The 21,818-nt window shown below is 68.2% G+C and carries 16 protein-coding genes and 10 pseudogenes; 15 read left to right on the forward strand and 11 right to left on the reverse strand.

Features of this window, described 5'->3' with window-relative positions; translation table 11 throughout:
* Window positions 1-77 precede the first annotated feature (77 nt).
* A pseudogene (locus OG395_RS54085) lies at window positions 78-353 on the reverse strand (DDE-type integrase/transposase/recombinase); the annotation flags it as partial.
* A gap of 519 nt (window positions 354-872) precedes the next feature.
* Between OG395_RS54085 and OG395_RS54090 the strand changes: the two are divergent.
* Entirely contained in the window at window positions 873-1,673 is an 801-nt protein-coding gene (locus tag OG395_RS54090) for an SAM-dependent methyltransferase (protein ID WP_266993504.1), read from the forward strand.
* Between the two features lie 625 nt (window positions 1,674-2,298).
* Here OG395_RS54090 and OG395_RS54095 read toward each other — a convergent pair.
* From OG395_RS54095 to OG395_RS54110, 4 genes and pseudogenes are all read right to left on the reverse strand, one after another.
* A pseudogene (locus tag OG395_RS54095) lies at window positions 2,299-2,544 on the reverse strand (transposase); the annotation flags it as partial.
* A 261-nt stretch (window positions 2,545-2,805) separates the two neighbouring features.
* Window positions 2,806-3,105: pseudogene (locus OG395_RS54100) on the reverse strand (IS5 family transposase); the annotation flags it as partial.
* A 76-nt stretch (window positions 3,106-3,181) separates the two neighbouring features.
* Window positions 3,182-4,213, reverse strand: coding sequence for a M14 family zinc carboxypeptidase (locus OG395_RS54105; RefSeq protein WP_327241220.1), 1,032 nt, complete (start codon window positions 4,211-4,213; stop codon window positions 3,182-3,184).
* Between the two features lie 11 nt (window positions 4,214-4,224).
* The gene (locus tag OG395_RS54110; RefSeq protein ID WP_327241219.1) at window positions 4,225-5,427 is read right to left on the reverse strand and encodes a M14 family zinc carboxypeptidase; all 1,203 of its coding nucleotides are present in this window, start codon (window positions 5,425-5,427) and stop codon (window positions 4,225-4,227) included.
* Between the two features lie 276 nt (window positions 5,428-5,703).
* On the opposite strand from OG395_RS54110, the pseudogene OG395_RS54115 reads away from it, so the two are divergent.
* A pseudogene (locus OG395_RS54115) lies at window positions 5,704-6,790 on the forward strand (IS110 family transposase); the annotation flags it as partial.
* Window positions 6,791-6,822: 32 nt separating this feature from the next.
* Here OG395_RS54115 and OG395_RS54120 read toward each other — a convergent pair.
* Window positions 6,823-8,208, reverse strand: coding sequence for an ATP-dependent DNA ligase (locus OG395_RS54120; protein ID WP_327241218.1), 1,386 nt, complete (start codon window positions 8,206-8,208; stop codon window positions 6,823-6,825).
* A 107-nt stretch (window positions 8,209-8,315) separates the two neighbouring features.
* Here OG395_RS54120 and OG395_RS54125 point away from each other — a divergent pair, with 107 nt between their 5' ends.
* From OG395_RS54125 to OG395_RS54160, 8 genes and pseudogenes are all read left to right on the forward strand, one after another.
* Window positions 8,316-8,492, forward strand: coding sequence for a hypothetical protein (locus OG395_RS54125; RefSeq protein WP_327241217.1), 177 nt, complete (start codon window positions 8,316-8,318; stop codon window positions 8,490-8,492).
* 45 nt (window positions 8,493-8,537) lie between these two features.
* On the forward strand, window positions 8,538-8,777 hold the full coding sequence (locus OG395_RS54130; protein WP_327241216.1) for a hypothetical protein: 240 nt from the start codon (window positions 8,538-8,540) through the stop codon (window positions 8,775-8,777).
* A 2-nt stretch (window positions 8,778-8,779) separates the two neighbouring features.
* Entirely contained in the window at window positions 8,780-9,268 is a 489-nt protein-coding gene (locus OG395_RS54135) for a hypothetical protein (RefSeq protein ID WP_327241215.1), read from the forward strand.
* 232 nt (window positions 9,269-9,500) lie between these two features.
* Window positions 9,501-9,839, forward strand: a complete 339-nt coding sequence (locus OG395_RS54140) for a DUF6529 family protein (RefSeq protein WP_327241214.1) — start codon at window positions 9,501-9,503, stop codon at window positions 9,837-9,839.
* A gap of 555 nt (window positions 9,840-10,394) precedes the next feature.
* A complete protein-coding gene (locus OG395_RS54145) occupies window positions 10,395-11,687 on the forward strand; it encodes a cytochrome P450 (protein WP_327241213.1) in 1,293 nt (430 codons plus the stop codon).
* A 656-nt stretch (window positions 11,688-12,343) separates the two neighbouring features.
* Window positions 12,344-12,571: a ferredoxin gene (locus OG395_RS54150; RefSeq protein WP_327241212.1), complete on the forward strand. Its 228-nt coding sequence runs from the start codon at window positions 12,344-12,346 to the stop codon at window positions 12,569-12,571.
* Window positions 12,568-13,938: pseudogene (locus OG395_RS54155) on the forward strand (NAD(P)/FAD-dependent oxidoreductase); the annotation flags it as partial. The gene OG395_RS54150 and the pseudogene OG395_RS54155, both read left to right, overlap by 4 nt.
* A 174-nt stretch (window positions 13,939-14,112) precedes the next feature.
* A pseudogene (locus OG395_RS54160) lies at window positions 14,113-15,192 on the forward strand (cytochrome P450); the annotation flags it as partial.
* 227 nt (window positions 15,193-15,419) lie between these two features.
* Here OG395_RS54160 and OG395_RS54165 read toward each other — a convergent pair.
* Together OG395_RS54165 and OG395_RS54170 are read right to left on the reverse strand one after the other, a co-directional pair.
* Window positions 15,420-15,977: a GNAT family N-acetyltransferase gene (locus OG395_RS54165; protein ID WP_327241211.1), complete on the reverse strand. Its 558-nt coding sequence runs from the start codon at window positions 15,975-15,977 to the stop codon at window positions 15,420-15,422.
* Window positions 15,978-16,350: 373 nt separating this feature from the next.
* Window positions 16,351-16,554, reverse strand: coding sequence for an integrase core domain-containing protein (locus OG395_RS54170; protein WP_327241210.1), 204 nt, complete (start codon window positions 16,552-16,554; stop codon window positions 16,351-16,353).
* A 110-nt stretch (window positions 16,555-16,664) separates the two neighbouring features.
* On the opposite strand from OG395_RS54170, the pseudogene OG395_RS54175 reads away from it, so the two are divergent.
* A pseudogene (locus tag OG395_RS54175) lies at window positions 16,665-17,757 on the forward strand (integrase core domain-containing protein).
* Between the two features lie 41 nt (window positions 17,758-17,798).
* Here OG395_RS54175 and OG395_RS54180 read toward each other — a convergent pair.
* A pseudogene (locus OG395_RS54180) lies at window positions 17,799-18,095 on the reverse strand (transposase); the annotation flags it as partial.
* 178 nt (window positions 18,096-18,273) lie between these two features.
* Here OG395_RS54180 and OG395_RS54185 point away from each other — a divergent pair.
* Window positions 18,274-18,672: a DUF2750 domain-containing protein gene (locus tag OG395_RS54185; protein WP_327249745.1), complete on the forward strand. Its 399-nt coding sequence runs from the start codon at window positions 18,274-18,276 to the stop codon at window positions 18,670-18,672.
* A 424-nt stretch (window positions 18,673-19,096) separates the two neighbouring features.
* The gene (locus OG395_RS54190; protein ID WP_327241208.1) at window positions 19,097-19,306 is read left to right on the forward strand and encodes an Lrp/AsnC ligand binding domain-containing protein; all 210 of its coding nucleotides are present in this window, start codon (window positions 19,097-19,099) and stop codon (window positions 19,304-19,306) included.
* Window positions 19,307-19,386: 80 nt separating this feature from the next.
* Here OG395_RS54190 and OG395_RS54195 read toward each other — a convergent pair whose 3' ends face one another.
* Window positions 19,387-19,509: a hypothetical protein gene (locus OG395_RS54195; protein WP_327241207.1), complete on the reverse strand. Its 123-nt coding sequence runs from the start codon at window positions 19,507-19,509 to the stop codon at window positions 19,387-19,389.
* A gap of 134 nt (window positions 19,510-19,643) precedes the next feature.
* Here OG395_RS54195 and OG395_RS54200 point away from each other — a divergent pair, with 134 nt between their 5' ends.
* Window positions 19,644-21,101, forward strand: coding sequence for a VCBS repeat-containing protein (locus tag OG395_RS54200; protein ID WP_327241206.1), 1,458 nt, complete (start codon window positions 19,644-19,646; stop codon window positions 21,099-21,101).
* A gap of 5 nt (window positions 21,102-21,106) precedes the next feature.
* Here the strand turns inward: OG395_RS54200 and OG395_RS54205 are convergent.
* Window positions 21,107-21,295 (reverse strand): annotated as a pseudogene (locus tag OG395_RS54205) (alpha/beta fold hydrolase); the annotation flags it as partial.
* A gap of 67 nt (window positions 21,296-21,362) precedes the next feature.
* On the opposite strand from OG395_RS54205, the pseudogene OG395_RS54210 reads away from it, so the two are divergent.
* Window positions 21,363-21,683, forward strand: a pseudogene (locus OG395_RS54210) (transposase); the annotation flags it as partial.
* Window positions 21,684-21,818: the final 135 nt, after the last annotated feature.

Here is a 21,818-nt window from a genome sequence, read left to right on the forward strand (position 1 = left end):
AACACCCTCCGAGACTCTCAACAGTCATCTACAATCAACACAAAACGGAAGTGTTGCGACGACTCCTTGAACCTGGGCTGCGACCCCGCGTCCGAGTGATGTATCAACTCGCCCTGTGCGTGCGGGAATCCGTCCCGGTCGCGCTGCCACAGCGCCATCTCCAGGGCGCCCAGGACGAGCCTGGTCTCCTTGGTGGTGGAGGCGGACCAGCCGACGATGCGACGGGAGAAAGTGTCCACGACGAAGGCGACGTAGACGACCCCGTTCCAGGTGGCGACGTGCGTGAAGTCGGCGACCCAGCAGCGGTTGGGGGCACTGGCGACGAAGTCGCGGTCGAGGAGGTCCGGGGCCCGCTCGGCGGCCTGATCGCGGCAGGGACGCAGATCCTGCTGACTGGCAGGCCGCGGTCCGCTGTTCTCAAGACGTCCCTGGACGCGCGACGGGACGCGCGGCGAGAGTTGGACCCCCGCTGACCTCTTCATCCCTGAGGGCCGACAGCCGCCAGCTGTCGGCCCTCAGACACGACCCCAAGTTTCAACACGCTGAACTTGACAGGGAATGGCCGGCACAAGGGCCTATCACTCGGCGGGCGGCTCAAGCCAAGGCCGGTCCGAGTGCCTGGTGACGCCCGAACAAACTGCCGAGCTCTTCCGGGCGCCGGTCTCACCCCGGTGATCCTCGACAGCCTGATGCACGGTCGGCACGAGTGCACCGCGCGCTCTTCCCGGACGGGGTGTGCCCCGTTCTGCGTCCGTGCCCGACAAGGGAGTTACTCCCTTGTCGGGCTGGTGCGGACGATGCTGGTGAGGAAGCATGGGCGTGCGCGGTACGAATGCCGTCCGCGCAACCGATGTGCGACACGAAGAGGGCCGATGACTGACGAGCAAGGCATCCGGACGCCGGTGGACGGAATCGAAACGGGCACGCCGCATTCTGCGCGGGTGTGGAATTACTGGCTGGGTGGCAAGGACAACTACGAGGTGGACCGTCGGCTCGGGGCTACGATGGAGGAGCTGTACCCGCAGATCATCGAGATAGCGCGCGCCTCGCGGGCATTCCAGGCGCGAGCGGTGCGCTTTCTGGCCGGTGAGGCCGGGGTGCGCCAGTTCCTGGATCTCGGCACAGGTCTGCCGACCGCGAACGCGACGCACGAGGTCGCCCAGGACGTCGAGCCGACAGCACGCATCGTGTATGTGGACAACGACCCGATCGTCCTGGCTCACGCGCGTGCCCTGCTGACCAGCCGGCCTGAAGGGGCGACGGACTATGTGCACGCGGACCTGACGGACGCGAAGACTGTGTTGCGCGAGGCCGCCCGGACGCTGGACCTCGACCGGCCGGTGGCCGTAATGGTGCTCTCGACGCTGGGACACGTTGCCGACTCGGGCGAGGCCGCGGCGCTGCTCCGCAGCTACTTGGACGCGCTGCCCGCGGGCAGCTACTTGATGCTGTGCGACACCATCGAGACTCCGGAGACGCAGGCCGGGTCCGACGAGTACGCCAGTGGCGGCGCCATGCCGTACATCTCGCGTCCCAGGGAGGTCATGGGGACCTTTGCGGACGGACTCGAGCTGGTGGAGCCGGGCTTCGGCTCGATCAGCCTGTGGCGCCCCGAAGAGCCTGTCGTCGGCGAACCGGTCGACCAGTGGGGATTCGTGGCCGCCAAGCGGTAGCTGCCTCCGTTCCGCCGAGGCCGTGGGCGCAGCCAGCAAGGCCCCTGCCCCGTCGCCGCGGCGGCCTCCCGGACGTCAGCCTCCCCGTGCTGACGTTGCCCGGCAAGAAGGCCGACGCGGTACCGGCCGCCGCCCCGGTCCCGCCTGAGCGGTAGGTGCGCCACACGCCGTACATCGGACCGGTGAACGGGCCCTTGGAGTACGAGTGCTGCTCCCCGGGCCACGGGCGTAAACCGGGGCTCGGTGCGCGAAACTTGCCGCCCGTCCGCGAGGGCACGGGCAGGGTCCTGGCGGTGACGGGGCGGCGGTCGCCTCGTCAGCGCCCGACCGGTCGCGGTCAGCAGCCCCGGCGGTCAGCCCCCCTCGTGGCGGGAGATCAGGTCGGCGGCCCGCGCCCCGCGCGGCACGTACGGCATGCCGACCGATGTGCGCGTCCTGATTCAGGGCTGTGCCCCGGGCGCCGAGTACAGCGTCGAATCGTTCACCCAGGACGGCAGCACGGCGCATCTGTGCGCCACCGCGAAGGCCGTGACCCAAGGCACGCACCGGGTAGAGATCGGCCACAGCCTGCCCGCCGTTCTGCCGCGGGTCTGTACAGCGAACGGTGGGACTCGGTCAGTGTTTTCTAGCGGCGTCCGGCGGTGAGCCGGCCATCGAAGGCGATGTCGAAGGCTTGGAGTGCGGCCTTCCAGTGCATGGTCCAGCGTTTGCGTCCGGTGTCCGTGGGGTCCAGGCTCATCACGGCCAGGTAGACGCACTTGAGAGCGGCCTGGTCGTTCGGGAAGTACCCACGGGCCCGGACAGTCTTGCGGATGCGGGCGTTGACGCTCTCGATCGCGTTCGTCGTGCACACGATCTTGCGGATCTCCACTGCCGCTGGGGGATCGGGCGGCTCCGGCGCGGGGTATGCCGAGCGGCCGCCGGTGTGGCGGTCGGGCATGGGTGAGGAGGTGCTCAGTGGCGTGTATCGGGAGGTGTTCGCCGCGGTGGTGGCCGCGTCGGGGCCGGTGAGCGGGGTGGAGTTGACGCGCATGGTGGGCCGGGATGCGGGGATCAAGAGCGAGGTGGAGAAGATCCGTCACCGTGCCTATGCGCTGGAGAAGCGGGGCTGGCTGGTGCGGGAGAAGGGCGGACGGTTCACGCTCGTGTCCGGGGCCGTCGGTCCCACCGCGTCATCGCGGACCTGGACTTCTTCCAGGAGTTTCGCCCAGACCTCGTCCTTCTCCCACTGGGTGAAACGCCGGTAAACGGTCTGCCAGGGCCCGTACCGCGACGGCAGATCACGCCACGGCGCACCCGTCCGCAACCGCCAGAGCACCCCGTTGACCACCTGACGGTGGTCCCGCCATGGGCGGCCTGCACCGTCACGCTTCGGCAGCAACGGCTCTATTCGCGACCAGGCTGCGTCTGTCAGTTCTCCTCGCCCCACCACAAGATCAATTATGAGACACGGCCTAGTGCGGTGGCCCCCGCGCCGTGGGGCGAGGCCCACCCGCGTCCGGCAGTCGTCAGCTGCCGCCGCACTGCTCCTGCACGGCGAACGGAAGACTTCCGTAGCCTGAGACGTCGTACGAGCCGAGGGAGCCGTCGGCGGCTGCCGTGAGAACCGCCATCGTGGGGATGGTGAAGAGCCGTTCCAGCTGGCCGTTGCTCTTCTGGCCGACCGAGCGGACCTCGTAGAAGATCGCGCCCTTGGTCGGCGTGTGCAGCACCGGCTGTTCGCCGGCGGGGGCCGTGCCACCCATGAGCATGCGGCTGAAGACGGCGTTGGTGATGTCGATGAGCGGGTAGTGGGCGACATTGGCCAGGCCGTAGTGGTCCAGCGCGTCGACGCTGGCCATGGCCATCTGCCGGTTGGTGAGCCACTGTTCGGCTGTCATCCGGGACGGGGCGATGGAACGGGCTCCGATCTGGAACTGGTTGAGGTCGTTCGTTCCCGCGACCACCGGGGCCTGACCCATGTGGTGCAGGTCGAGGCTCAATTGCGGGGCGGTCCGGCGCCACAGCTTCCAGTAGGCGACCGACTCCGGCTGGACGAAGTTCTCCCAGTCACGGTTGAGGTCGGTACGGGTCGGGGTGGTGCTCTGGCGGATGTTGGCCTCAGCGCCGTCCGGGTTGTACATGGGGAGGACGACGACGGTGAGTTTCTCGCGGATGAGGCGGGCGGCCGGGTCGCCGCTCGCCAGGTGCCCGAGGATCTGGAGGACGGCCTCGGTGCTGTGCAGTTCGTTGCCGTGGATACGGGCCTGCAGCCAGAAGACGGTCGGCCCAGTGCCGACGGTGGCGTACAGCAGCTCGCGTCCCTCGCCCGACAGACCGCCCGTTCCGACATTGACGAGTCCGTGCGAGGTCCGGGCGATACGGTCGAGCTGCCGGACCACGTCGTCGTATCCCGCGACGCTGGCCAGGCTGACGTTCTGGTCCGGCTGGATGCAGGGCCCGCCCGGCAGATGCGCCGGGTCCGCCGAGGCGGTGGAGACGCCGGCCAGTCCGGCAGCCAGCACGCCGGCAGCGCCGAGCAGTGTGCGTCGTCCGATCATGGGTGCCTCCCTCACAGGTCGTCGCGCGGATTGCCGATGGACGGGCCGGCCGGCGGAATGTCGTAGTAGCGGGCCGGGTCGACGTTCTGGATGCCACCGGTGGCGAGGCTCTCGAGCGTGGTGCCCATCCCGATGAGCGACTGGCGGATCAGCATGCCCATGGACTTCTGGGCCACCGAGCGCGTCTCGTAGAGCATGATTCCGGCGCCGTTGAGTGCGTACGATCCGAGCGCGGTGCCCGGCAGTTCGACGTCGGGGTAGCGGGTGATGCCTCCGAAGCCCGACTGGCCCAGGGCGCGCAGGGTGTCCCAGACGAGCACATTGACCCGGAAGCCCAGGTCGCGGGCGGCCGGGTCGAGCGGATACCCGGTGGTGCCCTTGGTGACGATGCCGACCAGTTGGAGCGTGGTGAGCTGGTTGTCCGTGTCGGACTGCGTGTTGCTGCCGCGGTGGTGGTGGTCGATGAAGACCTTCGGCCGCATCCGCTGGAAGACCGCCGCGGAGGTGCGCGCCTCGGGCGTTACGAAGAAGCCCGGCAGCTCGGAGCGTCCGGGCAACAGGCCTTCGTCGCCAGGCTTCAGCCGGAACGTCAGATCCGGGTGGAAGTCGCGGTTGATGTCGTAGCCGGAGACCCGGCCGGGCTCCAGCAGCGTACGGGGCAGATACCACGGCGCCGGTGTGCCCGCCGCGAGTCCCCATTCCTGCGGTGTCCAGCGCTGGGTGTTCTGCCGCCGCTGTACGAGGAAGCCGTCGGCGTCCCGGAAGTCGGCGCCGTCCATGTTGAGCCGCGGGATGAACCAGACCGCGAGCCGGTCGAGGATCGCCTTGACGGTCGGATGCGAGCTGGTGGCGAGCGTCTGCATCAGATGCAGCGCGACCTCGGTGCCGAGAGGTTCACCGCCGTGGATCTGGGTCTGGATCAGTACGGGGAGCTTGCCGGCGGCGGGCTCGCCGAACCGTATGAGATGGATGGGCCAGCCGCCGGCCGAGTGACCGGCCACCTCCACGGCCATCCTGCCCTTCGAGCGGGCCGCGATGCTCTGGAGTTTGGGGCCGAGTTCGGAGTTCGCCGTCAATGCGGCTTTCTGGACTGTTTGTTCCGGCTGGATCCACGGCCCGTTGGGCCGCGACTGCGGTTCCGCGTAGGCCGACGGCTGGAGAACCGTCCCCACCCCGAGGCCTGCCATCCCGGCCAGGATCGTGCGTCGACGCATGTGCTCTCGCTTTCCGGTCGATGGGAGGGATCCCCCCCGGTCCTCTCCGACAAGAACGATTGCAGCGATCACGGTCTGTCGGCCCAGTCTGATTCCTGGCAGCGTGCATGACAAGGCATCAGCATCCTCTGGTTTCACTGCTGTATCGGGGCAGGAACGGGCATCGGCCCGGCCGGTCATCGAGGCGCTGGGGCGCCAGTCGGGGCGGGACGGCCCGGGGTGGTCGCTCGGCCGTCGGGCTCGTTGCCGTCGGTGGCGGCGCCGCATTCACGACGAGGCGACGTCCTCGCACTGGCCGAGGACGCACCGGTGACCTGGGCACGACCTTAACGCGGGCGGAGCCGCCCTGCTGATCGCCTTGCTCACCAGCCACGGCCAACGACTCCTCTATATCCCTGGCCGCACCGTTCACCATGCCTCACGCGGTTACCGAGGGGATGGCAAGACCGACGCCAAGGACGCCTACGTCATCGCCGACCAGGCACGGATGCGCCGGGACCTGCAGCCCCTGCAGGACTGGGACGAGATCGCGGTGGACCTGAAGATCCTCACCGCTCGCCGCTACGACCTGACGGCCGACCGCACGCGGGCCATCAACCGATTGCGGGCCCAGCTGCTGGAGTACTTCCCCGCTCTGGAGCGGGCGTTCGGCTACGCCGCATCCAAGGGTGCCCTCGTGCTGCTGACCGGCTACCAAACGCCGGCTGCCCTGCGCCGGATCGGTCCGAACCGACTGGCGAGCTGGTTGAAGAACCGTAAAGTGCGCGGCGCCCAGGCCCTGGCAGACACCGCAGTCGCCGCGGCGCATGCCCAACACACCGCTGTCGCCGGGGAGGCCACGGCCGCAGCTGTGGCCCACACCCTGGCCAGGGCCGTTCTGGCGCTGGACGAGGAGATCTCCAACATCGACCTGCAGATCGCTGCCCGCTTCCGTGAGCATCGCGACGCGGAAGTGATTGTCAGCATGCCCGGAATGGGCCCACTTCTGGGGGCAGAGTTCATCGCCTGCACCGGAGGGGACATGGACGCTTTCGGTAGTTCGGGGCGCCTGGCCGGGGTCGCCGGTCTCGCACCGGTCCCACGCGACTCCGGCCGGATCAGCGGCAACATGCGCCGACCACACCGCTACCACCGCCGACTCCTGCGCGTCTTCTACCTCTCTGCCCAGATCGCCGCCCGCTTCTGCCCCACATCCAAAGCCTTTTACGACCGTAAGAGAAGCGAGGGCAAGAGCCACAAACAGGCTGTCCTTGCCCTCGCCCGGCGCCGCCTCGACGTGCTTTGGGCCCTCATACGTGATCAGCGGACCTTCAAGGCCCAGCCACCTCAGCGCGAACTCGCCACCGGATCCCCGTCGGCGTGAGACGGCACGCTCTGCTGCTGCCACGGTGCACCTCAGGCCCTGATCAGAGGCTCGTAGGGATAACCCTCCGGCGTGAAGATGAGGACGAAGTCCTCTCCGACTCCGAGGGCCACCTCCCGCAGGCGGTCCAGGACAACTGCCTCGGTGGAAAGATCGAGGCCAAGGGCTGCGGCGGCATAGTCTCGTCGGGCCAGGAGGTCCGGTATGTCCTCCAGGTACTCGTCTGCCAGCTTGCGGCTCTCCTCGGCCGTGAACGCTTGACAGCCTCGCCACCACGGGGCGACCAGCAGCAGCCGCAGGAGCTCGGGCAGGCCGATCGCAACCAGAGCCGAACCTCCTTCGGAGTCGGCATACAGGACAGGACGTTCCTCGCCGCCTTCGCCACAGAAGAAATACGTGCCCCCGGCGCCGTCGCCCGCGAAGCCCTCCAGCGCAGCGCCCGAGGCTAGGTGGACTTCCTCGACATGGTCGCCTCGGTCCAGGTCGAAGTCACCCGGCCCAGCGAGAAAACGGGCAGCTTCGTCCTGTTCGCGGACGGCAGCGATCAACGATTCCATGAGCCGCAGCTTAGGGCTCACTGGTTGACAAGAATCATTGGGAATCCTTACCACCGTGAGCGTTCCGTGCCGACCCGATCCCGCCAGGACTTCCACCGTGAGGTCGGTCTGGATCCGGGTGTATGTCTCGCGCTCCGTTCGTCGCTCGCCCATCACTTCCGTGCCCGCCAGGGCGGTACCGATGTGGGCGGCGAGGACGGGCTCGAGGCGGGCCGACAGCCGTACCTGGCTGTCCTCGTCGCCGACCACCAGGGCCAGGTGATGCGGGCGGAGCCTGGGCCCCGTGAACCCGACGACCAATCCGTCGACGGTGTCGGCATGGCGGACCTTCACCCACCCGTGGCGCCCCGACGGGTACGCGGCCGCGCCCTGCTTGGCCACCACTCCTTCAAGCCCCTGCTCCTGGAGTGCCTCGTACCAGTGCTCCGCCACATCCCGGTTGTCAGTCGCCGGTACGGGCTGGATCGGCGGGCCGACCTCGGCGAGCAGTTCGAGGAGCAGGGCGCGCCGTTCCGTGTAGGGGAGGGGGCGGGTGTCGCCGATCGCCGGGTCGGGGTGCTGCATGAGATCCCAGCAGGCGTACGAGGCCGGGTGCCGGGCGGCCAGAGCGCGGGCCCGGGTCACGGACGACGCGGCCCTGGACTGAGCCGCTCCGAAGGCGAGCCGCCCATCCCGCCAGATCACCGCCTCGCCATCGAGGACCGTGCCCGGCCGCAGTGCCACGCCGGCCAGGGCCAGGTCCATCCAGTACGGCGTGACGACCCTCCCGGACTGGGCGTACAGGATCACGGTGTCATCGGTGCGCCGCAGGACAACTCGGTGCCCGTCGTTCTCCAGACTTCGATGTGTCTCATGAGACACGTGGCCACCGACATGACGGCTTCTGGGAGCGTGCGACTCAGCCCTGGTCGTCTCGGAGAGGGGCGCCGAGCATTTCGGATGCCAGGCTCAGCCCTTGCATACCTGGGGTGAGCACCACGACCTGCGCGACAGGGCTGATCATCGCGGTCGTGGTGATGACCGCCGGCGCCCACGACAACCAGGTCGGCACCGCGCTGCTGTCGAAGGATCTGGGGCGTGCCCCGGGCACATCCTCGCCTGACTGGGTGATGGCCCGCGCGGGGCGAGTGTTGGCGTTGGCGTAATCGGAAACTTGGACCAGTCTCGTCGAGGAAGGGAGGCCCCGAAACATGGCCGTGCACGTTTTCGAATCCCCGCGTGGCGCCCGCGCTGGACTGCGGTTCCTGGCACTCGCCGCGCTGACCGCTGCCACTGCGTGCTCCAGCGGTTCGGCCCTGGCCCCAACCGGGAGTCCGAGTCCCATCGACAAGCACAAGGAACTCGGCATGGACACCCACCTCCGGGTCGGCGGGAACGGCACGGCGTCCCCAGCGCCCGGCAGTGCCGCAGCAAGCGCGACCGGGCAGTAGCGATGGCTGCCGGACCTGGCGACCGCCCGCGCCGCAACACGATCACCCGTGTGCTGCTCCAAGTGGTGACCGCAGCCGCCCTGGCGGTGAACGCCTACGTGCACGCCGACCTCGCCCACGCCTTCGATCCGATCGGGCAGCAGATCAGCCAGGGAACGCTGTTCCGCCTCGAAGCCGCCGTGGCGTCCCTGGCCGCGCTGCTGGTCCTGCTCCTCGGTCGCCGGCGGCCGGTGTGGGCGTTCGCCTTCCTGGTGTCCGTCTCCGCCCTGGGCGCCGTGCTGCTCTATCGGTACGTGAACGTGGGCGCTCTGGGTCCGCTGCCGAACATGTACGAGCCGGCCTGGTGGCCGAAGAAGACCGCCAGCGCGATCGCCGAGGCCGTAGGCGCCGTGACCTCGCTCGCCGGCTTCCTGATCACCGGCCCGCCGCGCTCTACATCCACTCGGGCCGGCGCTCCTCGGGGCGACAAGGCCGACGGCGTGGGCGGCTGATCACATGCCACGCCTTGCCCCGCGCACCGAATCCCGGCAGCTCCTTGGGCTGTTGTGGCTGTTGCTGCCCCTGGCGGTGACCGCCGCCCTGCTCTGGTAGGGCCGGGTACACACCCCGGAGTACCGGCGCAGCCTCTTCGGGGTGCACGGCCACGCCGTCGTCCTGCTCAAGGCCCAGCTGGGCAGCGCTCGGTTGGGCCTGGCGCTGATTTAGCTGCCCCTCGCGCTGTGGATGTACGGCCGACTGCCCGGCCTGCGCGCCGCGCCGCACCCGGTGCCCACCGTGCACCGCCTGATCGGTATGGTCGCTTTCCTGTTCTCCGTCCCGATCGCCCAGCAGCGCATCATCGCCCACAGCGTCAGCCTGACCGGGACCCGCGAGGCGCTGCACTCGCTCGCCGGCTGTTTTCTCTACGGGGCCGTCGTCGCCAAGGTCGTCGTAGTGCGCCACCGCCGCTGGCCGGGCTGGGCGCTCCCGCTCGCCGGTGGCGCGCTCGTTACGGTGATCGCCCTGGTCTGGTACTCGGCGGCGTTCTGGTACCTGGGCGGCTACCGGGCGCCCGGCCTGTAGGCGGACGGCGCCGGTTCGGTGCCGTTGTCGGCCACTATCGGCAGTGGTCGCAGCTCGCCAACCCGCCGCCTTCCCGAGGTGCGAGGTGACCGGTTCGCGCGAAAGCCGTTCCGTTCCTTCGGGGCGTTGGTGCCGCCGGTCTTGAGGTGCCCGGCGCCGCCGAACCTCGCGGCCGGGGGCGGCACCGCCCCTCAGCGCCGGGGCGACGTCGACCGCCTGCGGGCCCGGCCCGCAGGTACGCGCCTTATATCCGTGCGTGCGGCTGACGCCCTTAAGATGACATATAGGGCATGTATGAAAAAAATGGCACTTAAAATACATGGTGCTGAAGACAGGTGAGAGGAGTGCGCCATGATCGCCAAGCTGCTCGGCAAGCTGTCCTTCACCCGCAACTACGGTGCGTACGGCGGCCACGACTGGGCCACGCACACCGGCGATGACAGGATTTGACCGCCCTGCCGGCGGGAGCCCCCGGGCGCCCGCCGGCTCCCGGCCACGCTGCCGACGATATCGGCCTGGACAGGTACGAGAGTCAGGGGCGATCCCATGGGCCGAATGAATGAGCCGCCGCGGTTGCCCGAAGGCAGCTTCGCGGCCTGGAGCCGCGACCGGCTGGCACTCGCGCGCCGTGGCGCTGACGAGTGCGGGGACGTCTGGCAGCTGGAGCCGGGTGTCTACGTAGCCGCTGCGGCCGGGCCGTGTCAGGCAGTCCTGCGCCGCGCACGGGACTTCCCCAAGGTGCCCTCGCCTCTCTTCCCGCCGTTGAAGCGGTCGAGCGGAGCACCGACGTCTGAGGAGCGTGCGCACGCTCACGCCGCCCGCATGCGCGGACTGCGCCCGCAGGCGGTTGCAGCCCGGATCGGTGAGATAGCGCCCGGGACCGCTCGATTTGTTGACCAGTGGCCCACGGGCCAGGACGTCGAGATTCTGCCCCCGGTCCGGCACGCCCTGGCAGAGATCGGCGTGCGCTACCTCTTCTCCGAGGACGCTCCCACCCTGCTGCCCTTTGCCTCACAGCTCTTCGTGGCCCGGGAGGTGCTCGTACGCCCCTCGCGCTGGGTATGGCCGCGCTGGATCCCCACACCGGCACGGCGGTTCCGCACACGGCAGCAAGTCGCCTTCACCAACGCTTTGCGGCCCATCGTCCGCCGGCGCCGTTCATCGGGCCGGCTCGGTGACGACGTGCTGGGACAGATGCTCCAGCCCTCCTCCCGCTACGGCCTACTGCCGGAAGAGGCCATCCTCGACACTCTCCCCGGAATCACCGTCGCCACCTTCGAGACACCTTCCCGGGCAGCCGGATGGATCCTGCTCCACCTGGCCCGGCACCCCCAGGCAGCGGGCCGCGTCGCGGCCGAAGCCGCCTTGCTGCCCGCGGACCCGGCCGCGACGACCAGCACCCACCTCGACAGCCTGCAATACACCCAGGCACTGGTACGCGAGGTGCTCCGCCTGTACCCCCCGAGCTGGCTACTGACCCGGCGCGCCCCGCGACAGACTCAGCTCGCCGACTACACCATCGACGCCGGGTCCACCGTTCTCGTCTGCCCCTACACCGCCCACCGCGACGCACGGGAACACTCCGAGCCGGACCGGTTCCAGCCCGAGCGCTGGCTCGATGATTCGGGCTCGCCGGCGAAACCCGGGGTCTTCCTCTCCTTCGGTACCGGGCCGCATGGCTGCGAGGGAGCCGCTCTGGCCATGGCGATGCTGACGCTCCTGACTGCGCAGACCGCCCGTTGCTACCACTTGAGCGAGCCGCCCGGACCGCAACCCAGCTACCAGGTCGCCACCTTCGAAGGTCTCGCAACTGTCGGCTTGCGCCTGCGTGCCACCTTGCGCAGCTGAGGGCAGTCCCGCTTTCGGTGACAGGCCGCCTCAGCCCGCGAACAGCGAACGTTGACAAAGTTCGAGTGCCGTTCCGCACACGCTTGGATGACCAGCTTATGGTTCGCTCATCGTGTGTCGCCGGTCGAACTCGTCGGCGAGCATGCCCATCATGACGAGGTCGTGGTGCCAGCCGGCGAAGAAAACGTGTTCCCGCAAATTGCTTTAGGAGTTCGATCCGACCTCTGCAGACTCGGCGTCTCGCTGCCATGCCGCGTACGCCGGTCCTCTACCAAGGTACGCCGCTGTCCAGCGTCGTTGATGTCAACGTTGGATGTCAGGCGTTCGTCTCCCGGGCCATTGCGCTCGCCGGTATCGGTGTCGCTGTTAGGCTGATTCACGGTATTCCGGAGCACCGTGCCACACGGTTTCCGTCGAAACGGCAATCCAAAAGAGCGTCGCTCACGTAGCCAAAATGCAGCCGCAACGAGGGATACGTCTCTAGTCAGGCGCCGATCACCTTAGCCGCGATGATCAATTCTTTCCATGGAGACCCGACGAGCGCGGTGCACCCCCTCGCACTTCGAGGGGTGGGCAGCGGCCGGATCCTCCCTCGTTGCGCGCCGGAGTGGCGCCGGCTTGAGGGTCTGCAGCTCCCACTCCCTGTGGAGGTCGGGGTGAAAGTTGTCGTTGATCTTTCCCGATGTAAGGGGTATGCACAGTGCGCGTTCCTGGCTCCGGAGGCGTTCCGGATGCACGGTGAGGAAGCGCTCATGTACGACCCGAACCCCGACGACGCCCAGCGCGACCAGGTGCTACGCGCTGCGGCGGCCTGCCCGGTCCAGGCGATCCTGGTCGACCAGCTGGAGGCGCGGCACGCACCGGCGGAGGCGTCGGCGTCATGACCAGTGCCGACAGCCTGCGTGCGTTCAAGCGCGATGGCCGCATCGTGGTCGTCGGGGCTTCGCTGGCGGGGCTGCGGGCCGCGGAGGCTTTGCGAGACGAGGGTTTCACCGGATCGTTGACCATGATCGGTGACGAGTTGGGCGAGCCCTACGACCGGCCTCCCCTGTCCAAGCAAGTACTGACCGGGTGGGTGCTGGCCGGGGGCACCGCTTTGCCCCGCCGTCGTGGCATCGATGCGGAGTGGCTGCTGGGCGTGCCCGCCAGCGGGCTGGACCTCGCGACGAACCACGTGCGTCTCGCCGACGGACGCGAGGTTCCCTTCGACCGGGTGCTGATCTCTACCGGGGTACGGGCCCGGCCGTGGTTCGTTGAGTCCGAGGCGGCCCTGGACGGAGTGTTCGTCGTACGTACACGCGAGCATGCCGAGAGCCTGCAGCGGGCCCTCGCCGCCGGGCCCTCCCGTGTGCTGGTCATCGGTGCGGGATTCACCGGCTCCGAGATCGCCTCGATCTGCCGCGAGCGGGACATCCCGGTGACCGTCGCCGAACTCGCGCCGGCCCCGCTGGTCGGGGCGCTCGGCGCCATGATCGGCGAGGTTGCGGCCGACATGCAGCGCGCTCACGGTGTCGACCTGCGATGCGGTGTCAAGGTTGCCCGGCTGGAGGGCGACGCGCAGGGACGGTTTCGCCGTGCTCACTTCGACGACGGCAGTACGGTCGACGCCGATGTGGCGGTGGTGGCACTCGGGAGCATCCGCAACACCGAGTGGCTGCGGGAGTCGGGACTGGCGGCGGGCGTGTGGGGAATCACCTGTGACACGGGCTGCCGCGCCCTCGACATCAATGGCCGCGTCACCGACGACGTCTTCGCCGCGGGAGACGTGGCACGTTGCCCGAACCCCATCTACGAATACCGGCTCATCTCACTGGAGCACTGGGCCAACGCCGTGGAGCAGGCAGAGGTCGCGGCACACAACATGGTCAGTGCCCAGGCGGACCGCTGGCCCCACCTGTCCATCCCGCTGTTCTGGTCGATCCAGTTCGGCGTCAACATCAAGTCCGTCGGCGTGCCGACCTTCGCCGACGAGGTGGTCGTCACCCAGGGATCGCTGGACGACCACCGTTTCGTCACCGCATATGGCTATCGGGGCCGGGTCACGGCTGCCGTGAGCTTCAACAACGGTAAGTGGCTGGACCACTACCGACGGCTGATCGAGACGGCCGCACCTTTCCCGCCCCCCTGCTCCACGCCGGACCAGCCGGCCGACATGAAACCGGTGCCCGTCGACTTCCCCGGCCCCGCCCTGCTCGCGCAGGGCGCCACGGTGGTGGTCACAGGCCATGACCGGGGTGAGCGCCGCGTCACGGCCGTGCACCAGCATCGGCAGGAGGAAGGCCAAACGGCCACGACCGGGACGCCCGGCACGCTGCAACGGATCTTCGACTACTCCGCCCGGGCCGACCCCTACCCGCTGTATGCCGAGTTGCGCAAGACGCCGGTGGCTCGGCAGGAGGACGGCAGCTACGTCATCAGCACCTATCGCGAGATCACGGACATACTGAATGACCCGCATCTGAGTTCCGACCCGCGCAATCTGTCGCGTCCGTTGCCCTCAGCCGAGGAAGGGGCCACGTCGTCGTTCATCCACATGGACCCGCCCGAGCACGATCGCCTGCGGCGTATGGCGATGCGTCACTTCGGCCCCCCGCACACCCCTGGGCTGGTGACCGGACTTGAAGGCTTCCTGACCGCCACCGTCGGCAGCCTGATCGACAATTTGGCGGGCAAGGAGCAGATCGACGTCGTCGACGATTTCGCCTCCCCGCTCCCCGTAACCGTGATCTGTCACTTGCTCGGCGTGCCACGCGAGGACGAGCCAAGGTTCCACCTCTGGGTGAACGACATCATGAACTCGATCGACTACAACCCCAAGACCGACCCGAAGGAGAAGCTGGACAAGGGCGTACAGGCCCGCAAGGACTTGCGCCAGTGCCTCGGCGAGCTGGTGGAACAGCGCCACGGCCGGCCGGGAGACGGCCTGCTGTCACGGCTGGCCAACGACGACGGGCCCGACGGTCGGATGGCCGACACCGAAATTGTCGCCACCGCCAGACTGCTCCTCATCGCCGGCCATGAGACCATCGTCAACCTCATCACCAACGGCATGCTGACGCTGCTGCGCCACCCGCAGGTGCTGCAGCGACTGCGAGACGAACCGGACCTCGTCGTGCCGCTGGTCGAGGAACTGCTGCGCTACGAGCCCCCCGTGCACATCATTCCCTGGCGGGTGGCGTACAGCGACGTCACCGTCGCCGACACCGTCATCCCCCAGGGCTCGCAGATGATGCTCATGCTGGCCTCAGGCAGCCGCGATCCGAAGCGCTTCCACGATCCGGACCGCTTCGACCCGGATCGGCATGACAACCAGCACCTGGGGTTCGGCAGCGGCATCCACCTGTGTTTCGCCGGCCCGCTGGCCCGGCGGGAAACCCAGATCGCGCTGACCGAGCTGGTACGCCGGCTCGACCGCCCCAGGCTGGTCGCCGACCCGCCGCCGTACCGGCCCAGCCCCGTTCTTCGGGGTCCGATCCATCTGGACATCGAGCAGGGTGACGGTTGACGCGGCAGCCGAGGGCAGTTGCAAGGTCGCGCCGCGGACGGCCCGGCCGACTCTGCATTCGACAGCAACCCGCTACCCTCCTCGGTCTCGCAGCCGCCGGCCTGCACCTGCGTGCCACCGTGCGCGGCTGAGGACAGCCCCGCTTTCGGCGACAGACCGCCTACACCCGCCAACAGCGAACGTCGATCAAGTCCGAGTACCGTTCCGCACACGCCCGGACGACCTGCTCACGGCTCGCTCATCGTGTGTCGCCGGTCGAACTCGTCGGCGAGCATGCCCATCATGACGAGGTCGTGATGCCCGCCGGCGAAGAAAACGTGTTCCCGTAAGCGCCCCTCCTCGGTGAAGCCGAGCCGACGAAAAAGTGCCAACGACGCCTCGTTGGGGGCCAAGACCGCCGCCAGGCACTTGTGATAGCGCCGCTCGGCGAACATGAAGCGCAGCAACAGCACCACGGCTTCCGCCGCGTAGCCCTTGCGCCGGTGGCCGGCGCCGATCACGACATCGAACTCGAACCAGCCCGAACAACGACCGGTGCGATGTGAGCCGACCGCGCCGACCAGCTCCCCCGTGGCCGTCGTTTCGACCGCCAACCGGAAACGGTCGTCATCGCACTCGGCAACGGCCTGCTCCTTCGCCCAGGCACGATAGCTCTCGGCGGACCGCGGCAGATCCAACCGGCCCACTCGCCGCCCGTCATCGTCCGCGAAGCGCGCGAACACCGTCCAGTCATCGGGCTCAATAGCGCGTAGGCGCACCCGCCTACCGGTCCAGGACGATGCCATGCCCTATTCGATCACGCTGCACTGCGCGCGAGGCCAACAGGCACGCCGAGGCGGCGCTGTCGGCCCCGTGCCAGATGCGTGCCAGTTGGGGCGGTCAACACCGGACAACAGTGGTCGGTCACGGACAGCGTCCGAGGCCGAAAAGCCAGGCGGCCCCTGACCATAGTTGCTGGTCAGGGGCCACCCCACGCGGAGAGCGTGGGATTCGAACCCACAGCATGGGGCACCATGCGACAGTTTCCGCAGCTGCTTCGTCATTTCCATCAGGCGGTCTTCCGGCACTCTGCCGAGTGCCGTCCGGTCCTCGCCGATGACGCGCTGCCATGCGTCGCCCTGAGCTGCCCCGAGTTTCGTAGAGTCCGATCTTGATGGTTCAGGCGGGCTGCGGGACTTGTTCCTGGCTCCGCCAGAAGTCGTGTTCGTACTCGGCGGGCGGTACGTAGTCGAGTGCGGAGTGGAGACGTTCTTCGTTGTACCACGTGATCCACTGGAAGATCGCCCGCTCGACCTGGTCGACGTCCGTCCAGGGGCCCTGCATCTCGATCAGTTCGGCCTTGAACGTTGCGGGTGCCGACAAATTATCCGGCCAGGTCAGGAGCTTGATCGTCGCTGGCAGGCCTTCTGCTCGCGCGCCACTCGCGCCCGTGCTGTTCACCCGGATGGCCGTCGGCGGCATCATGATCTGTCGTGCTGCTGCGCCTGGCCTACCTCGCCGTCACCCATACGTTCACGCTCCTGCGGCTGCTGCCGATGAGTGAGCGGGACAAAGACATCGAGATCCTCACCCTGCGGCACCAGCTGCTGGTCCTGCAGCGCCAGGTCGGCAAGCCCGCGTTCACCGACACCGACCGTGCGCTGCTCGCTGGCCTGCTCCATCGTCTCCCAGTGAACAAGCTGCGCCGGCTCCTGCTGTTGGTGCGTCCCGACACGATCTCGCGGTGGCACCGCGACCTGCTCAAACAGCGCCATGCCGTCACGTGCGCACCGCGGCGGCGAGGGCGCCCCACCCGCAGTCCGCTCGATCCGCAGCCTGGTCTTGCGCCTGGCACGCGAGAGCAGCTCCTGGGGGTACCGGCGCATCCACGGTGAGCTCGCGGCGCTCGGCATCAAGATCGCCGCCTCCACCGTCTGGGAGATTCTCAAGGAGCACGGCATCCCGCCCGCCTCCGAACGCGAAGGCACGACCTGGGCTGACTTCCTGCGCAGCCAGGCCGGCGCGCTCCTCGCCTGCGACTTCTTCGAGACCCGCACCCTGGCCGGGGCACGCCTGTACGTTTTCGCCGTCATCGAGCACACCACCCGCAGGATCCGGCTCCTGGGCGCCACCGCACACCCCACCGCGGACTGGGTGGTACAGGTCGGACGCAATCTCGCCATGGATCTCCAGGACGCGGGCAGCCAGGCCAAGTTCTTGATCCGCGACCGGGACTCCACGTTCACCAAGGCCTTCGACGCCGTGATGGCCGACGCCGGGCTGGAGGTCATCCTCAGCGGTATCCGGATGCCGCGGATGAATTCGATCACGGAGCGATGGATACAAACCTGTCGACGTGAGCTGCTGGACCGCACCCTCATATGGGGCCAGCGGCACCTACTCCACACCCTGCGCGAGTTCGAGTCGTTGTACAACCGCCATCGCCCCCACCGGGCCCTGGGGCAAGCCACTCCGCTCCGCCCGCTGCCCACACCGACCGCCGAACCAGGGCAGATTCAGCACTGGGAGATCGGCCGACGAGATCGACTCGGCGGAACCCTTCGCGAGTACCAACATGCCGCCTGATCAGGGCGGATGATTAATCGGCATCCGCAGTGTCGATCAGGGGAGACCGTTGGGCCGGAGGCCACCGGCCCGAACACGGCCGGCTCGGCCCGCAGCAGTCCCACATCGGCCAGCCAGTCCCCACCCAGCGCGACCGCGAGAGCGACATCCAGCAGGATCTTGCCCGGATCGTGCACCGCCCGAGGCCGCCGCCACGGTGTCAGCGCCGCCGATATCGCGGTATCCAGGCCGGCCTTACGGGCAGTCTCGACCAGCAGCACCCCGCCAGCCTGCGAGACCACCCCGCTCCCGCCGCCCTCGATGCGGACACGCGGATAGGAGCCGATACGCTTCTTCACCTGAGGAGTGCTTCTTTCATGCGACGACCAGGACCCTAGACAAGTCTCATCGTTGCAAGTCAGGAGCACTCTTCGCGTTTCCGATCACGCATCGAACAACCGGCCACGTGAAGGCCCGGGGCTAATGCTGCGAACGGGGCGCGGCAACTGGGGCCCTCTGGTGCCGCGCTCAAGCGTGATGCTGAAGTCGGGACGATCTAGGAGGATTCAGGTGAGCACAAGCGGGGCTCAGGCAGCGGCCTTCTTCCGTGAGATCGCCCGGACTCGTACCGTTTGGTGGGTTCGAGACGACGACGGCAGTCCGACCCCGGTCTCAAGTTCTGGGCAACCAGCTTTCCCCTATTGGTCGTCGAAGACCCGTGCGCAGCGCGCTGCTCAGCTATGGGGTCCTCAATTTCGAGCTGTTTCAATGCCGCTGGATCATTGGCGAAGCGCGGCTTTGCCGGATCTAGCCAAGGATGACTTCCGGGTAGGGATTAACTGGAGCGGACAGCGCCTAACCGGATGGGACTTCACTGTCGGTGAAGTAGTCAATCGTCTCATTCACGCGCTCGGCGAGCCACCATACGACCGGTAGATTCGGCCGAGTGACGGCTGTCGCAACGATCTCAAAGCGTGTACAGAGACGGAACTTCTGATCGGGTAGCCGCGCCTGCTGCTGGCGCGGCGCCGGGACGACGAAGCCTCCGGGGCCCGACTGGCCCCGGAGGCTTGCCCGTTGCTCCGCAGCCCCGTTCAACGAACCGGGCCTGTCGGCGTCACGCCACGGCGGCCTGCTTCGCCAGCGCCGCGAGCGGGGGCGCCGGCCGTTCCAGTCCGCCACAGGTGACGCCCCTTTCTGGCTCTCGGTTGGCATGCTGGTGGGCGTGGTTGAGGGCGAAGTCAGCCGACACCGTCGCTGCGGGTCGCGCCCATCTCATTGCCCGCTGCCCCGGAAGTGATCCTCCACTGACCACGAGATCAATCAGCGAAGCGAGCATGCCTGGCGGCGTCGCGAGGACGTGATCGCGTTCGAGAGTGCGGTCACCCGGCTGCCCGAGGGGGTCGCCTGCCACCACATCACCGGCAACTTCGACCATCTGCTCGAGGTCGAGGTGGCCGACCTGCCCGCCTACGAGGACTTCCACGCCGACCAGTTGGCCAGCCTGCCCGGCGTGGCCATGGTGACCAGCTACGTCACCATGAAGACGCTCTCCGCAGACACCACATGACGATCCCGCCCCGGCCCCGGTGGTCCGGCGCATGGACTGCCGCGCAGCTGTCCGCGCTCCGGCTGGCTGCCGGAGCTCGGTCAGAGAGTGATGGTGCCGCGGATGCAGATAACGGCGGCGCCGCTGACCCAGACGGTGCCGTCCGTATCGGCGGTGATCTCGATGCTCCCGGCCCGCCCCAGTGGGGGGCTTCGCCTCAACACCTTCGAACGCTGCTTCAATCGTCTCAAAAGGCTTCTACAGCATCCCCGCCCGGCCACAGCGCCCCGCACGCCTTTACAATCCGTCGCGATGTTTGGGTGCACGGGAGGTGCGCCCGGGGTGGAGGGGACTCAACATGAGAATGAACCGTGTTCTGACCGGGCGCAGGTGGAGAGCCGCCGCCCTTCTGGTCGCTGGTCTGATCGGCGGCACGTTGCTGCCGGCCACTCCCGCGGCCGCCGTGCACGGGGCGGTACCCGGTGACTTCAATGGCGACGGCTACCGTGACGCCGTCCTGCCCGCCCCCGGCGCCGATGTGGCGGGTAAGGAGGCGGCCGGTGCGGTCGTCGTGATGTACGGGTCGAAGTCGGGACTGTCGACGACCCGGCGGAAGATCATTACGCAGAACACCGCCGGCGTGCCGGGCACCGCCGAGGCGTACGACCGGTTTGGTGCCGCCACCGCCACGGCGGACTTGAACCGCGACGGGTACGCGGACCTGATCGTCTCGTCGCCCTACGAGGGCACGGCCCAGGGGATCGATGCCGGAGCGGTGACGGTGCTGTGGGGAAGCAGCGCCGGCCTCACCACAGGCACCAACTTGCCGACACCGGAGAGCGATCCGCTGTACTACGGCCTGGACCTGGCTGCTGTCAGCGCCGGCCCGGGAGTGAAGACCGAAGTCCTGGTGGGCGGCTGGCACGGGGCCGTCCGCTTCACTGGCCCCTTCAGTCGCACCGGCTCGTTCGGCAACGCGGCAATGCCGGCGCACATGTCCTGGGGCGAGTCTGTGGCGCTCGGCGACCTCAACGGGGACGGCGCCCAGGACCATGTGAACGTCACCTACCGCTACGGTGGTCTCTCCGGTGGCGCGGTCTTCGTGAACCCCGAGAACTACGTTCACACGCCCGGTGTGTCACCCGGTCTCCAGAAGGGCAACGGCCTTATCTCCGCCACCGGCGACCTCAACGGCGATGGATTCGCCGATCTCGTGGTCGGCGACCCGGACGAACCCGAAGTCGCCGGGGTCGACGGCGCGCTGGGCGGTCGCATCCTGGTCTGGTACGGCTCGGCGCTCGGCATCGCGGCCGACGCGGCACCCGTTCAGATCACGCAGAACACTGCTGGCGTCCCCGGCGGGAGTGAGAAGTACGACGCCTTCGGCGGCGCTTTGGCGGTGGCCGACCTTAACCGTGACGGGCTTGCCGACATCGTGGTCGGGGCGCCGTACGAATCCATTGGCAAGGTCGGCCGGGCCGGGCAGGTGACCGTCATCCCCGGACGGCGCACGGGCGCCCTCGGCACCGGGGCGTACGCTTTCAATCAGGACACAGCAAGTGTCCCCGGAGGCTCAGAGGTCGACGACTTCTTCGGTACAACGGTCGCCGCGGGTGACGTGAACAAGGACGGCAAAGCCGAGTTGTTCGTCGGAGCGGCCGACGAGAACAACTCCACGGGCGCCGTTTGGGTCCTCCCCGGCGGCACCTCCGGACCAACAGCCGCGGGCAGTCGCATGTTCACCGCGTCCTCCGTCGGACTCACCCAGCAAAACGGCACCCTCCTGGGCGGCAATGGGCTGCTTTGGGTGATATGACACTTCGGGCCTCCTGGGCCGGCCTCGACAAGGGCGATCGCGCGGATGAGGTCGGGGTGCCTGGCGGCTGTGAGCAAGGCGGTGTGGCCGCCCGGCGATTGGCCGACCAGGGCAGGCTGGTGCAGTTCGAGCTGATGAATCACGGCGACGACGTCACCGACGTACGCAGCCCGGGAGACATCGCGCACCGACCGCGAGCAGGGCGTGGCAGAGTTCCGAGTCGCCCTCGACAGGATCGTCCTGCACCCCGCCTGAAACCCCGCCCTGGAGGGTGAGATCACCGATCACCTCGGGTACGAGAAGCACGACACCGAGGGCCGTAACAGCGGCAACAGCAGGAACGGAACCCGGGCGAAGACCGTGTTGACTGACGTCGGCCCGGTCGAGGTGAAGGTCCCCCGGGACGTGGCCGGCACGTTCGAGCCGCAGATCGTCAAGAAGCGGCAGCGGCGCCTGACCGGCGTGGACGAGATGGTGCTGTCGCTGTCCGCGAAGGGGCTCACGCACGGGGAGATCTCCGCGCACCTGGCCGAGGTTTACGGCGCGGAGATCTCCAAACAGACCATCTCGACGATCACCGACAGTGATAGTGGTATCCGGGTTCCCGGTGGTCGTGACTCGATCACTGACTGACGTCCTGCTGGGCTGTCTTCGCCTTGGTCTGTCCGGCTGCCGGGGCCCGTTCCCGAGGCCCCGGCCGGGTGGATCATGACCTTA

The organism is Streptomyces sp. NBC_01320, assembly GCF_035974375.1.
GTDB classification, from domain to species: domain Bacteria; phylum Actinomycetota; class Actinomycetes; order Streptomycetales; family Streptomycetaceae; genus Streptomyces; species Streptomyces yanii.